Origin of the sequence: Bradyrhizobium sp. AZCC 1578 (assembly GCF_036924675.1) — a bacterium.
Lineage (GTDB): Bacteria > Pseudomonadota > Alphaproteobacteria > Rhizobiales > Xanthobacteraceae > Bradyrhizobium.
Window position 1 is genome coordinate 2,087,017 of the sequence record NZ_JAZHRZ010000001.1, and the last position, 13,938, is coordinate 2,100,954.

Annotated in this window: 13 protein-coding genes and 1 pseudogene; 8 read left to right on the forward strand and 6 right to left on the reverse strand. The window is 59.3% G+C overall.

Going from position 1 to position 13,938, the window contains the following annotated elements:
• Positions 1 to 44 precede the first annotated feature (44 nt).
• Both V1290_RS10155 and V1290_RS10160 read left to right on the forward strand, forming a co-directional pair.
• Complete coding sequence (locus V1290_RS10155) at positions 45 to 677, forward strand: hypothetical protein (RefSeq protein WP_334364277.1); 633 nt, start codon at positions 45 to 47, stop codon at positions 675 to 677.
• A gap of 8 nt (positions 678 to 685) precedes the next feature.
• Positions 686 to 916, forward strand: coding sequence for a nucleotidyl transferase AbiEii/AbiGii toxin family protein (locus V1290_RS10160; RefSeq protein WP_334364278.1), 231 nt, complete (start codon positions 686 to 688; stop codon positions 914 to 916).
• 272 nt (positions 917 to 1,188) lie between these two features.
• Here the strand turns inward: V1290_RS10160 and V1290_RS10165 are convergent, their stop codons facing one another.
• Positions 1,189 to 2,085 carry a LysR family transcriptional regulator gene (locus V1290_RS10165; RefSeq protein WP_334364279.1) on the reverse strand — a complete coding sequence of 299 codons (897 nt, stop codon included), beginning with the start codon at positions 2,083 to 2,085 and terminating at the stop codon, positions 1,189 to 1,191.
• Positions 2,086 to 2,179: 94 nt separating this feature from the next.
• On the opposite strand from V1290_RS10165, the gene V1290_RS10170 reads away from it, so the two are divergent.
• From V1290_RS10170 to V1290_RS10190, 5 genes are all read left to right on the forward strand, one after another.
• Entirely contained in the window at positions 2,180 to 2,896 is a 717-nt protein-coding gene (locus V1290_RS10170; protein WP_334364280.1) for an HD domain-containing protein, read from the forward strand.
• On the forward strand, positions 2,862 to 3,845 hold the full coding sequence (locus V1290_RS10175) for a Bug family tripartite tricarboxylate transporter substrate binding protein (RefSeq protein WP_334364281.1): 984 nt from the start codon (positions 2,862 to 2,864) through the stop codon (positions 3,843 to 3,845). The genes V1290_RS10170 and V1290_RS10175 overlap by 35 nt, the downstream gene beginning before the upstream one ends.
• Before the next feature lie 99 nt (positions 3,846 to 3,944).
• Positions 3,945 to 5,222, forward strand: a complete 1,278-nt coding sequence (locus tag V1290_RS10180; RefSeq protein WP_334364282.1) for a lipase family protein — start codon at positions 3,945 to 3,947, stop codon at positions 5,220 to 5,222.
• 22 nt (positions 5,223 to 5,244) lie between these two features.
• Positions 5,245 to 6,234: a Bug family tripartite tricarboxylate transporter substrate binding protein gene (locus tag V1290_RS10185; RefSeq protein WP_334364283.1), complete on the forward strand. Its 990-nt coding sequence runs from the start codon at positions 5,245 to 5,247 to the stop codon at positions 6,232 to 6,234.
• 33 nt (positions 6,235 to 6,267) lie between these two features.
• Complete coding sequence (locus tag V1290_RS10190; protein ID WP_334364284.1) at positions 6,268 to 7,413, forward strand: mandelate racemase/muconate lactonizing enzyme family protein; 1,146 nt, start codon at positions 6,268 to 6,270, stop codon at positions 7,411 to 7,413.
• 357 nt (positions 7,414 to 7,770) lie between these two features.
• Here the strand turns inward: V1290_RS10190 and V1290_RS10195 are convergent, their stop codons facing one another.
• The 4 genes from V1290_RS10195 to V1290_RS10210 all read right to left on the reverse strand — a co-directional run bounded on the left by V1290_RS10195 (position 7,771) and on the right by V1290_RS10210 (position 11,705).
• Positions 7,771 to 8,742 (reverse strand): Bug family tripartite tricarboxylate transporter substrate binding protein, encoded by a 972-nt coding sequence (locus V1290_RS10195; RefSeq protein WP_334364285.1) that lies wholly within the window; start codon positions 8,740 to 8,742, stop codon positions 7,771 to 7,773.
• Between the two features lie 155 nt (positions 8,743 to 8,897).
• Positions 8,898 to 9,404, reverse strand: coding sequence for an aromatic-ring-hydroxylating dioxygenase subunit beta (locus V1290_RS10200; protein WP_334364286.1), 507 nt, complete (start codon positions 9,402 to 9,404; stop codon positions 8,898 to 8,900).
• Positions 9,405 to 9,414: 10 nt separating this feature from the next.
• Complete coding sequence (locus V1290_RS10205; protein WP_334364287.1) at positions 9,415 to 10,680, reverse strand: SRPBCC family protein; 1,266 nt, start codon at positions 10,678 to 10,680, stop codon at positions 9,415 to 9,417.
• Between the two features lie 122 nt (positions 10,681 to 10,802).
• Positions 10,803 to 11,705 carry a LysR substrate-binding domain-containing protein gene (locus tag V1290_RS10210; protein WP_334364288.1) on the reverse strand — a complete coding sequence of 301 codons (903 nt, stop codon included), beginning with the start codon at positions 11,703 to 11,705 and terminating at the stop codon, positions 10,803 to 10,805.
• A gap of 390 nt (positions 11,706 to 12,095) precedes the next feature.
• Here V1290_RS10210 and V1290_RS10215 point away from each other — a divergent pair, with 390 nt between their 5' ends.
• Positions 12,096 to 13,118 (forward strand): fumarylacetoacetate hydrolase family protein, encoded by a 1,023-nt coding sequence (locus tag V1290_RS10215; RefSeq protein WP_334364289.1) that lies wholly within the window; start codon positions 12,096 to 12,098, stop codon positions 13,116 to 13,118.
• A 148-nt stretch (positions 13,119 to 13,266) separates the two neighbouring features.
• Here the strand turns inward: V1290_RS10215 and V1290_RS10220 are convergent.
• Positions 13,267 to 13,879, reverse strand: a pseudogene (locus V1290_RS10220) (TetR/AcrR family transcriptional regulator).
• Positions 13,880 to 13,938: the final 59 nt, after the last annotated feature.

Genomic DNA, 13,938 nt, shown 5'->3' on the forward strand with positions numbered 1-13,938 from the left:
ATGAAATTTCTTGCATTCAACGAGTTTGAACCTATATTGTGGACATGACGAAGCTCGAAGAACTCAAGCGCCATCTGAAACCGGGCCACGCCTATCGGCGCGCGGACTTGGCCCGCTGGTCGACGTCTGTCGATCGGCATATCAAGCAGTTGGTTGAGAGCGGGGTTCTAAAAAAGCTGTCAGGCGGCCTCTATGCCTATCCGAAGGAAACCGCGTTCGGTCCGGCGCCGGCCGCCGACAAGGATGTCGTTAGCGCATTCTTGAAGGATGACCGGTTTCTGCTGACCTCACCAAACGCCTACAATAGCTTGGGCGTGGGAACGACTCAGCTCTACGACAAGACGGTCGTTTACAATCACAAGCGACACGGTGATTTTCAGCTTGGCAGCCGCAAGTTCGCCTTCCGTGTGAAGCCGCGTTTTCCCAAGTCGCTAACACGAGAATTCCTGCTCGTGGATCTCGCCAACAATCTCGATCAGCTTGCCGAGGCGAAAGATGGAGTTCTGAAGCATCTGATGGAACGCGTTGCTGCGTCGGATACCCCGCGCTTACGTCGCGTCTTGCGTGAATACGGAAACGAACGGACAAAGAAGCTGTTCAAGCGCGCGTTGCACCCTTGCCGAGCTGCGACATGCCGCGTGATTACCTCCATAGCCATCCGCAATTCGCAGACCTGATCCGGATCGTGGCGGAAGAAAAGGGCATCGATCCCGCGCTCGTCGAAAAAGACTACTGGATCATGCATTGCCTCTATGGGCTCCGGCAGTTCGGCTACACATTTCAATTGAAAGGCGGCACATCCCTTTCCAAGGGACATCAGATCATTAATCGTTTTTCGGAGGATATCGATATTCTGATCGAGCCTCCGCCTGACCGGATGATGTTCCAAACTATGGAGGTGCAGGCATCAGGCTGAACTATGACAGCGTGACCGAAGCGCTGGATGGCCTCCGGGAAGGCGTTCTGCTTGAAATCGGCTTCGACACAGTGGCTCCCAACGAGCCGAGGCGACATCAGCTCGTGGATGTACGATTATGCCGCCGGCAAGGTCGAAAGGTTGGAGAATTTAGCTTCGGTTCGCAGTCGTTGTAGCCTCGCTGGCGCGCCACTCAGAGCAAGACTGCGAAAGCTTCTGTGATTGAGATTGCGATGCAATCACTTCCGTCAACCAGATAGGATTCTGCTTCGTTACAAGCCGCTCTCGGCTGTCACCTTCTGAACGACGCTGGCAAACTCCTCCACCAGACGTGAAGCCGGCCGCTTTGTGCCTTTCAGCAGGCGCGCGACGCTTTGCAGGCTCGGTGCGAATGGACGCGTGATGAGATCATGGGCTCGCGCACTGAGCAAGCCGAGGCCGTCCAGGATCGCGATCCCGGCGCCGGCACGCACCAATTCGCAGGCGATATTCGACTGCGAGGCCTCAATGGCGATGCGCAAGCGAAAATTGGCCTCGGCAAAGGCAATCACAATCGCGGCTCCGATCGACAGATGCGGGCCCGGACAGATCACCGGCTCGTCGGCCAGATCGAGCGCGCTCAGGGCAGCCTTGGCCGCAAGCCGGTGACCGGCTGGCAGCACGCAGCCGAGTTCGGTCGTGCAGAGAATGGTGCTGTCGAGGGACGGATGCCCGATCGGGCCGACCGTCAGGCCAAGATCGGCGCGCCCCTGGGCGACACGGGTAACGACCTCCGGCCCCGTCAGTGTTTGAATGATAACAGAGACGTCCGGCCGCTCGGCGCGGAAGCGCTGGACCGCTTGCGGCACAATGGTGTGACCGAACCCGGTCACGGTCGCGACCGTCAGGAGCCCCGCCTGGCCATCGCGAAGCTCGACCGCCAGCCGCTGGGTGTGCTCGATCGCTGCGAACACGTTCACGACTTCCGCGAAAAGCGTCTGCGCCTCGGTCGTCGGCTTCAGCCGTTTCTTCTCGCGCTCGAACAACCTGAATCCGAGACGTTCCTCCGCCTGCTGCAGCATGCGGCTGACCGCCGGTTGGGAAATGTTCAGGGCGGCGGCCGCGTTCGTCACCGAGCCCGACTGCATCACGCATCGGAACACGTCCATCTCCCGCACGCTGATCGGCATATATAACCCCAGAGCATGAACTATGACCAAATTGGCATTTGAAACTATGTTTCGGGCGACGGCAACATCCGGGTGAGACGAATGATGATTGCCCATGTATTTCCTTGACCGACGCCGACCCCGCCCCGTCACCGACGCGCTGCGCGCAACGGTGCTCGAGGATCTCCCGGAACTTGCGCAGATTCGTAGCGACGAACTGCGCCGCAAGGCGATCGAAGCCTGGGCCTATGCGCTGGCGGAAACGGATTTTCCGCGCGTCACCGCCATTCCGGGAGAGGCGACGCCCGGCGTCTTCGCGCTGAAGCGCGGCAGCCAGGCGGTACATCTGCGCAGCGTGGCCCGGATCGCGATAGCGATCGCCGACGAGTTTGCGCAGGAATTCCCTGAAGCCAGGGTCGACCGCGACATCGTGCTGGCAGGTGCGTTGCTGCACGATGTCGGCAAGGCCTGGGAACTCGATCCCACGAACCGCAGGCGATGGGAAGCGGACAAATCGCAGGCCGGTTCGCCCGCGCTGCGCCATCCAGTCTACGGCGCCCACGTTTGCATCGCAGTCGGGCTGCCCGAGGAGATCGCGCACATCGCGCTCGGCCATTCCTACGAGGGCGACCTGATGCAGCGCAGCCTCGAGTGCGTGATCGTCCATCGTGCCGACCACATGTGGTGGTCGATTGCGGGCGGTTTCGGCCTGCTAAGGGCGGAAACGGCGGGCATGCTCGAAAGCCGAAAAATAACGCCGCGCGGCTTGCGAACGGCGAAGAACAGGGAGGGACAGGATGACAACGGCGAAAGGGCTGACGCGGCGAGCTAGCCTTGGCCTGCTCGGCGCACTCGCAACCCCGTGGCTGGCCCGCGCACAGAGCGATTACCCCAACCGCATCATCAAGCTGATCGTGCCCTATGCAGCCGGCGGGAGCAGCGACGTTGTCGCGCGCTTCATCGCGGAGCGCATGCGCGACCGGCTGGGGCAGCCGATCGTCATCGAGAACCGGCCGGGCGCGGGCGCGATTGTTGGATCGCAATTCGTCGCGAAGTCGGCATCCGACGGCTACACGCTGCTGCTCGGCGGCGTATCCACCCATGCGGTGAACCCGCATCTGCGCAAGCTCGCGCCCTATGACGGGATCAACGAGTTCACTTCGCTGGGGCTGATCGGCACCGGACCTCTGGTGGTCTCGGTCAATCCGGGCGTCCCGGTCAACAACCTGCAGGAACTCATCGCCTACGGCAAGGCGAACCCGACCAAGCTCGCCTACGGTTCGGCAACGGGCGTCATTCTGCATCTCGCCGGCGAGCTGTTGAAGAACATGGCGGGCTTCGAGATGCTGCACGTTCCCTATAGCGGCAACGGACCGGCGCTGACCGATGTGCTCGGCGGACGGCTGCAGGTGATGGTCGACGCCGTCAGCAACTCGGCACCCTACATCGCCGACGGAAAATTGCGGCCCCTCGTCGTCCCGTCGCGGCAGCGTACGCCGCTGCTGCCGGACGTGCCGAGTTCGGCCGAGGCAGGCTTGCCCAACTATCAGGTCGAGACGTGGTTCGCGCTCTACGGCCCGGCAGCCATGCCGGACGGCGTCGTCGCCAAGATCAACGCCGCACTCAATGCCGTGCTGCAGGAGCCCGACGCGGTCGGCCAGTTCACCAAAGTCGGCCTCGACCCGCGTCCGACGAGCCCGGCTCAAGCCGCTGCGCTGCTCAAGACGGAATCGGACAAGTGGGGAGATGTCGTCCGCCGGATCGGACTACAGGTGGAGTAGCTCCCAATCGACAGCGGTGTTTGGCGCCGCAGCGAGCAACGCGACGGCGCACAAAAGGAGTGCAGCCTCACGAGCTGCGCCAAAAGGAGAAAGCAGGCAATGAAAGCACTCGCAAGAATCGGCGTCATAGCACTCGTTCTCTGCGCCTCGCCTCATCCGGGCGCGTTGTACGCCACAGCCGGCTCACTTCCCCAGGGGCCTATCGTTGGTGACCAGGACTTGTCGCCGTTCTACCGCTGGACCGGCACTTTGCCCGAGAAGCCGGGTCTCATGCTGCGCGAAGAGCCGATACCCGATCAGCCTGAGATCGTTGCGGCCGCGACGGCCAGAAGAATCCTCTACACTTCGACGGATGCAAGATGGCGGTCCGGCATCATTCCGGTCAGCGGCACGCTCTATCTTCCGAAGCGAACCGCGCCCCAAGGTGGATGGCCGCTCGTCGCCTGGGCGCACGGCACGCTCGGCGTCTCGGACAGGTGCGCCCCATCCTGGAGCAGGCATCGGCCCCGCGACGGCGCCTACATCAACAACTGGCTGGAACAAGGCTTTGCTGTCGTTGCAACCGACTACCAGGGTCTCGGCGGCCCCGGTCCGCATCCCTATCTCAATTGGGAAGCAGAAGGACGCTCGGTGCTCGATGCGGCAAGAGCGGCGCTCGACCATTCGAAAGGGCAGATCGCCAACGCCATTATCATCACTGGTCAGTCGCAAGGCTCCGGCGCCTCGCTCGGCGCAACACGTCTCGCGCCTTCCTATGCGCCCGACCTCAATCTCAAGGCATCGATCGCAACCGGCATTGTTTCCCGCTTTCCTGACAGTGCCAACAAGCCTTCAAGCGAACCGACTTTGGCGCGTTCATCTCCTCCGCAATACACCATTCTCATGATGATCGCCGGCGCTCTCGGGGACGACGCAATAAAGCCGGACGACCTCGTTACTGAGATGGGGAAGCCACTGCTGCAAGCCGCCCGAGAGGGATGTACCGCCGAGCTTGGGCAAATCGTTCGCAGCAACGGTCTGACCATAGCGAACAGCCTGAAAGATCCAGAGATCGCGGATCGTCTAGGCGCTGTCATAGAAATGAGTCCGGTTCGCATGCCGGTGCCGGTCTTTCTCGCTACAGGTCTGGCCGACAAGCTGATCCCGCCGCAACGCCAATATGCTGCGGTTGCAGCACTCTGCGCCGCCAACAGCAATGTGGTTTGGAACACCTATGCCGGCGTGACCCACAACGGAACGGTCCATGCAGCCTACTCCGACGAACTTGCATTCGTTCAGGCCGCCCTGGCTGGAAGCCCGATCCAGTCCAATTGCGATTCGATTTCCGATCCGGGATCGCCGGGAGAGTCCCTACCCGGTTTCAAATTCAACGACTGATGGCCGGCCACGGAGAAGAACAATGCGCTCATTGACGCGAAGAACCATCGTCGGCTCAGGACTGGCGGCTGCGCTCTCTGTTTCGCCGTTGCTGCGGCGAGCCGAAGCACAAAGTTACCCGCAACGGCCCGTAAAGATCATCGTTCCCTATGCTGCGGGAGGCGCCTCCGACATCATTGCGCGCCTGATTGCACCGGAACTCGAGCGTGCCTTGGGCCAGCCCTTCATCGTCGATAATCGTGGCGGTGGCGCGAGCATGGTGGGCACGCAGGCGATCGCGGCCGCCTCTGCCGAGGGCGAGACCATCGGTGTTGTCGATAGCGCGTTCGTCATCAATCCCGGCCTGTTTCGCACCAAGCTTCCCTACAACACCAAAAAGGACTTTGCGCCGATCTCGCTCCTGGCGACCTCCCCTCTCGTTCTCGTCGTGCATCCTTCTGTGGCCGCGAATAGCCTGAAAGAATTTGTCGCGCTCGCCAAGACTCAACCGGGCAAGATCAACTTCGCCTCGGCCGGACTCGGAACCGCGATTCATCTGGCCGGAGAACAACTGCGACAAGCCACCGAGATCGACATTCTTCATGTGCCGTATCGCGGAGGCGGTCCGGCCATCACCGATCTGATTGGTGGCCAAGTACAAATGACGTTCGCCACCGTCGCAGCGATTGCACAGCAGGTGCGTCAGGGCCTGGTTCGCGCGCTGGCAGTTACGGGAGGCGACCGCGTCGCACAGTTGCCCGACGTACCCACAATGGCAGAGGCCGGTTTGCCGGCCGTCGACGCCATGCCGATCTTTGGCATGGTCGGTCCGGCGGCGCTGCCGCCCCCCATCATCGATAAACTTGGCGAGGTCGCCGGCAAGGCCTTCAGGGGCGAGCCACTCCGGTCCAAAGTGACGGAACTTGGTTTTGTTTCTGTTGGCAGTTCGCCGTCGGAGTTTGCGGCGCGCATCGATGACGAAGTCGCAAAATGGGCCCGTATCGTCGAGAAGGGAAATATTCAGCCGGGCTGACCTCTGCCCCTCACATGCCCCCAGTGAGCTGTCATGAAAATTACCGAAATCCGCGGCTTCAATCTTAGCTTCCCGCTAGCCGAGCCGATGGGAAACGCCCTCAACCTGTTTCGGAAGCGGGACGCGTTGCTTGTCCAGATACGCACCGATAGCGGCCTCTTCGGCTGGGGCGAGGCAGGCAATTCCCCGCACGCCGCCGGCGCCTTTATCCGCGCCCGGCTGGCCGGACTCATCCTGGGGAAATCGCCCGCCGAGTATGGCCGCCACTTTCAATCGATGTGCGCTTCCGTGGGGTACGATCGGCGTGGCGCAGCGATGATGGCGATATCGGCGATCGACATCGCCTTGCACGACCTTGTCGCGCAAATGCATGGAATCAGTGTTGCGGCGCTGTTGGGCGGCGCGATACGCAACGAGGTGTTTGCTTATGCAAGCGGACCATTTGTGCGAACGCAGCCCGATCCCTACCGGGAATATCAGCGCGAGGTCGACCAGTATCTTGCTCTGAATTTCAAAGCCATCAAACCCCGGGGCGGCGTTGAGCCGAGAGCCGATGGCATCATGGCAAACGCGCTTCGCAGGCAGGTGGGTCCCGACATCGGCATCATGGTCGATATCAACCAGGGCTATACGGCAGCCGCCGCCATCCGCGCGGCAAAGTTCATGGAGGATGCCGACCTGCTCTGGATTGAAGAGCCGGTTCAGCCGGAAGACATCCCGGGCTATCAATCCTTTGCGCGCGCCACTGCGGTCGCAACGGCTGGAGGAGAAGCGCTCGGAAGCGTGCGTGCCTTTCGCGATTTTCTCGCTGCAGGCACCTTCGATATTCTTCAACCCGACCTTTCGATATGCGGAGGCTACAGCGGCTTTCGCCAAATTTGGGCGCTCGCGCAAGCCTATGACCTGCCCATCATGCCCCACGTGTTCGGCACGACTGTGAACTTCCACGCCTCGCTTCAAATGTCGGCGGTGCTTGAACCGCGCCGCGGCGGAGCTTGCGCCGCGTATCCATTTGTGGAGTGCGACATGATGGACAACCCGCTTCTGCGCCTTGCCGGCACACCGTCCGTCAGCCGGCATGGGATGCTCGCGATACCGGAAGGCTCTGGGACGGGACTGGACTTGCAGCCCGAACGGCTCGAGCCATGGATCACAGGCTGTTGGTCAGAGCATCTTTAGGAAACGATGATCGACCTGGACCTCTATGCGCACAATTGCGAGCAACTCCCGGGAACTGCTCGCATCCAAGATTGGGTGAGGCGAGCGGCGGCGGCTCCGAGGGGACGGCTCAACCGGACCCCATGATCAATTTTGCAGAACTTGACCCACAGAACTGGGGGAAGACCAGGCTATTCATTCTCTGGCAGGACAATCGTGAAGATTGGCCGCATGATGCCAATGGCTGATTATGTCATTCGAGCTGCATAGACCGCCTCTCGTTCTTTAGCAGCTTCGACAGACCTCAGTCCATTCGTGTGGAGCGTAAAACACTTTTGGCCGAAAACATCGACATCGGGTACGGTGAACCTGCGGCGCCTACTCTATGATCTGCGTGCCAGAGCTCTTGATAACGTCTCCCCATTTTTCATTTTCTTGTTTCATGAACCGTCCGAAATCCGGACCGAACACTGTACCTACTTCCGCGCCCGTCACTTCGAAGCTCTTTCGCAAGCTCGGGCTCGACATGACCCGCTCAATGTCAGCGGTCACTTTGGATACGATATCGGTTGGCGTCCTCGCCGGCGCCAACACCCCGAACCAGGAAGATGCCTCGAAACCAACCAATCCCGCCTCCTCAAATGTCGGCACATCCGGAAGTGAGTTCAATCGCTTAGGGCTCGCAACGGCCAACGCGCGCACGGTACCGGCCTGAACCTGTGGGATGACGGTGGGCAAGTTGTCGAACAGAATGGGGACGTGGCCTGCGACAAGATCATTCATGGCCGGCGCCGCGCCACGATACGGCACATGTCTTAGTTTGACGCCTGTCATCTTCTTGAATAATTCGGCTGACAGATGGTGCGTCGATCCAATTCCGGACGAAGCGTAATTGAGCTCTTCGGTTCCGTTTCTCGCCAGCTCCAAAAGCTCGCTCAGCGTTGAAGCCGGCAACTTCGGATTGACTATCAAAACGATTGGAACAGTTGCCAGCAGGGCGACAGGTGTGAAGTCCCTCGCCGGATCAAACGGCAGCTTCTTGTAGAGCGATGGATTTATGACAATTGGACCGGGCGAACTGACGAGATAGGTGTATCCATCTGCCGGCTCGGTCGCTGCCGCCTGGGTTCCGATATTTCCGCCCCCGCCAGGTTTGTTCTCTATAACGACGGGTTGTTGCCATATCTCAGCAAGTGCTTGCGCCAGGATGCGCGCTGCCGCGTCGTTCGAACCGCCCGCAGGATTCGGAACGATGAGTCGGACAGTCCGCGTCGGAAACATCTCGGCTCGAGCGGCGCTCACCTGAAGTACGAGGGCAACGGCAAGCAAACACAGAACCAGTCTTCTCACGGCCATTCCTCCCGTTGCCTGGTCGATTTGCTCCGCGAGTTGAACCCGCCGGGCTCTTTCCGAGAACGCGACTTCGCATCTTCAAGTCAGCCGCCAGGGCAAACCTTCACACTTCCGCAGTGTCCAACGCGTGACATCGCCGAAAACAACAATGCCTATAGTGGTACAACGAGCAGGATATCGACATTTCGCGAATCCAGGACAACGACACGCTCCTTGAACTTGAGCGAACTGCCTTCCTTTTGAATCACATCGAGATACTTTCCGGTGGCATACAGATCCATCCGGCCGGTCTCCATGATGCGAATGACCTGGAAGTTGGAACGCGCCGTCACGCAACCGGTCGCCTTGTCGTACGACATGGTCGGATAGCCGATGATGTGATTGTAGGTATGCGGTTCGAAGATATTGGCGGTATGGAACGCCTTGACCCGATCAATCATCATTCCGCGACCGACACACCGCATGATTCCGATCGGCAGGCCAGCCTCGTGATTTTCTTTGGTCGTGATGAGATAGATGCCGTTCGGCGTGAAGAACTGCGGCCAAAGATCGATGTCGCCATCGTCCATGGCATGGCCGTATGAGGCAATCAGTTCCGCAGCTTCACGGTATTGGTCACCGCCGGATTGCGCGACCGGCTTTTCGATGATGCTGGGCATGGCTTGCTCCTCAGAATCCCATGATGCCGCGGTAACCCTGCCAGAAACCGCGAACGGCAGTTTCAGTCGCACGAGAGTTCTTCTCGGATTCGGCGACCCGGCCCCCCATTTCCATGAAAGATGAGCATTCCGGATCGTTGCGGGTGCCGCGCTGGACGAATTCGTTGATGCAACCGTCCTCGAGCGAGACCAGACCTGCCGCACCCGTCAGATTGCTCTGCATGATGCGCATTTGCGATTGTTCTTCGGTATCGCGATCATAGCCGAGGTAAATCCAGAACAGCTCGGTCTTGTCGACTCCCTTTGGCGCAAAGAAACGGATGGCAAGCGAATTCAGTGTGAACTGAATGCACATGTTGGGAAAGACGGTCTGGATGCTGTGGGTGATGCCATCGTCGAATTCCTCCCAAGCCTCCAGCAGGCCCGGCCCCTCGAGGGCGGATTCATAATTGGCCGAATGGACCTTGGCCTCGGAATACTCGGCCGCCTCTTGCAGCTTGGCGCGGCGCGCGAAGCTCAAATGGTGCCACTTCTCATCGGACAGGATGATACCGCCGTCCATGTCCAGACGGTTCACCTTGAAGGTCGTATAGAAGGTGTGGAGCAGGGTTGCGTGATATGAGTCCCGCAGATTCTCGGCATATAGCTTCCAGTTATTGTGAATCGTCTGGCTGTGCGTGCCGAGGACACGAAGCGGGCGATCAAGATTTCGCTTGATGAACTGCGCCATATCGGGACCGAGATAGGTTTCGACGTCCTCGACCTCGTCGGAAAATGTTCCGAAGATAATTCCGCAGAAGTTTTCGATGCGGATCGGCTGAAGGCGATGCTTGGCGACATCGAAATCGCTCGGCATCCCGCCCTGTCCGCGTATCCCGTTACGAAACGCGACGCCCTTTAACTTGCCATCGAGGCCGTAATTCCAGGCATGATAGACGCAGGTAAGGCTCGCGACATTGTCCTGCTTCTTGAGGCACACCAGCGCGCCCTTATGGGCGCAGCGGTTGACCATCCCATGGACCTCGCCCTCATGATCTCTGGTCACGATGACAGGCGTTTCGCCGATCACTGTTGTGCGATAGTCGCCCGCCTTCGGGATTTCGACGTCGAGACAAAGATAATTCCAGCAACGCCCCCTGAAAATCCTCTCCTGCTCCAGCTTGTAGATTTCCGGATCGGTAAAGAGACGATAGGGCGCGCGCGCGATGCCTTCGGCGGGCCACTTGAAATCCGGTGCTTTGGCGGCAGCAGAACTCGGGTGGGGTGTCGACAGCATCTCGTTATTCTCCCTTGTCTCGCCAGATTTTAGAGGCTTTCAAAAGAGACTACCGAGCCGCGCGACATAATCGCCAATAATCATTTGGGCTAAATAAATAAGTAAATCGTATCAGTGGCGGTTCACGGCGGCGCTGGACGCGCCGACCTCTTCAACTGATCGACAAACGCGATGACCGCCGGCGCCCGCTCTGACTTGCGATAGACCATCGCCAGATCGGAGTGCTGATTGATCTTTGCCAACGGCCGGTAGACCACGTCGGCAATTTGCAGATGCCGAAGCGAGTCCGGCACGAACGCCACGCCGAGACCGCCGGCGACGAGCCCTGCTAAAGCGGTGAATTGTCCCGCGCGCTGCGTTATTTGCGGCGACAATCCGCCAGCGGCACATATCTGGGCAACCTGCGCGTTGAAGCCGCTTCCCTCCTGGATCTGGACCGCAACGAACGGCTCGGACTTCAACGCTTCCAGCGTCACCGTCTTTTGCCGCGCGAGCCGGTGTCCGCGCGGTATCGCCAATATGATCGGCTCACGGTGCAGCGACACGATCGCGACGTCGGGCGGCAGTGATTTCACCGGAAGACGCAGGATGCCGAGATCAAGCCGGCCACTGCTGACGTCGTCCAATTGCTGGACGATCCCGATCTCGTTCAGACGAAACTCCACGAGAGGATTGTCTTCGCGAAACCGGGAAATTGCTTTCGATAAAACACCGGTGAAGATGGCAGAACCCACATATCCAATTTCGATGTGCCCTAGTTCGCCGCGCCCTGCCTGACGCGCCACCAGCGCGGTCTTTTCAGCTTGCTGAAGGGTCCTGATCGCCTCGTTCAGCGTGACCCGGCCAGCGACCGTGAGTTTGACCGACCTTTTCGTCCGGTGGAAGAGTTCGACGCCGAGTTCGCGCTCGAGTGCCCGAATTTGCTGCGTGAGTGCCGGCTGCGCGATCCCGAGACGCTCGGCGGCCTTTCCAAAGTGCAATTCCTCCGCCAGAACGGACATGTACTTCAAGCGACGCAATTCCATTCTCAGCCTCCATGGCAGCCTCGACGCCCGGATGCAGCGTCGACCCGACCATGCCCATTCGTTGCTGAATAACCCATAATCGAATTAGCCGCAGGGCATCGTGATAAGTCTATCTTATTTATTCTCTTGGCGGGCTTATTGGAGCCGCGCCGACCTCCCGTCCTATGATGACTCTAGACCATTGCGGCGGCAGTTCGGGTCAACAACAGGGTGGCTGCAGGGAAACAAATGACGGGGGAATTCCAGGGCTAATGGCGGGCTCGACCTTGTTCCGGGCGGCAAGGCAACTACTGCCGATCCTTCGCTTCTGCGGATTTATGAGGCCCCAAACGGCCGACGCCGAAATTACAAATCGCATCACGAACAACCACGCCCCTTAGGAGAAATAACATGCAGTCACGTCGGAAACTGATGAAGGCCGGCCTTGCCGCGGCCGCCTTGGCCGCCACTAACGTCACGGTGCACGGCGCGCAGGACAAGAAGTCGCGCAGTAGCGCGAGCGGCGAACTACCTCGCCAGCTCACTGTGTTATCGATCCGCCAGGAGGATGGGCAAGAGACCATTGGAGTGAAGACCCAGGCTGGCGTGCTCGACGTGGCCGCCGCGTCGAAGCTCCTCGGGTTTTCGCCACCTCTCACTCTTGAGGACCTCCTCACTAACGGCGGAAATGCGGAGCTAAAGGCTCTGGTGGAAGCCGCCCTCAAGTCGCCAGAGGCAAAAAGCGCCTTCAAAGACGAGTCGAAGATCAAATTCGGGCGTCTACTCACCAATCCGGGAAAAATTATCTGCCTGGGTCTGAACTACCGGGAACACGTGGAGGAAACGGGTCAGAAACTGCCTTCCGAACCTATCCTCTTCAACAAATACAACAATACGCTCGCACCGCATATGACGACGATCAAGCTTTATCCCCGCGACGTCTGCTACAAGTTCGACTACGAAACCGAGCTGGTGGTGGTGATGGGCCGAAGGGCAAGCAATGTCTCTGTCGACGAAGCCCTCTCCTATGTCGCAGGATACGCTGTCGGTCACGATTTTACGTCGAGAGATCTGCAGCTTGAGAAAGCTGGCGGTCAGTGGATGCTCGGCAAAACGCTCGACGGCTTCGCCCCGATTGGCCCCTATTTTGTTTCCGCCGACCAGATCGATCCCAACAATTTAGATCTCGAGACCCGCGTGAACGGTGAGGTACGCCAATTGTCCAATACGAGCAAATTCATTTTCAATCCCCAGAAGGTTATCGCCTACACGTCGCGGCTCTTCGCTCTCGAACCCGGCGACATCATCTTCACCGGCACGCCAGCCGGCTGCATCATAGGGTATCCCAAAGAGAAGCAGGTTTGGTTGAAGGCAGGCGATAGGATCGAAAGCACGATTCAAGGACTTGGGACACTCTCCTTCGATCTCGCTTGAAGCGTAAACCGCAGCGCACGCAAAGAGCCAGGCAATTGCATGGTGCCGCACCATCAATTCGCATTTCCAGTTCCTCCGTCGAGTCCTCATGCATGCGCATCAACAATCGACTCAGTCCGGAACCACAGGCCTGAAGACGATAGGCTGCTTAGTCAGACTTGCCGAGAGCTTTCAGGATAAAGCGAATCTGGTCGCGCAGGCCTGCTTCGGTATCTTCGCCGTGTTGAACGCAGTGCTCGATCAGAATCGGATGGAAGAACGGCATGACGCGGACTTGACCGCTCGCGCGGCTCTCGCGGCATCTTCGACCTCGAACTCGCCCGCTTCGATGCCCTCGCGTATGATCGTCTCGAAGATGGCCACGATCCGTTCGGTGTGCGTCCGAATGATCGCCCAGTTCTCCTGCATGGCGGCGACAATGAGGTCGTGCATGTGCTTTTCCTCGACCAGCGTCATCTTGTTGTGGCGGTGAACGGCGGTCAGCAGCCGGTCGAATTTCTCCATGGCCGGCACGTTGTGCGTGCGATCGCGAAGGCAATGTCAGCAACCTCGTTCAAGACACGCCCGCAGATCGACTCGTTGATCGCATCCCTGGAGGGAAAGAAACGGTAGACATTCGCCGGACTCATGCCGAGTTCAGAGGCGATGTCGGCCATCGACGTCTTGTGGTAACCGATGAGGCGAAAGTGCTCCTCTGCCACCTCCAGGATGCGCGCACGCGCCTCGTGTGGTTCAGTTCCCGTTCGGACCGGACGATTCATGCACGTCTCCAGAACTATAAGATCAAAGCCTTTGCCGAAATCTGACTATCAGTTCTGAT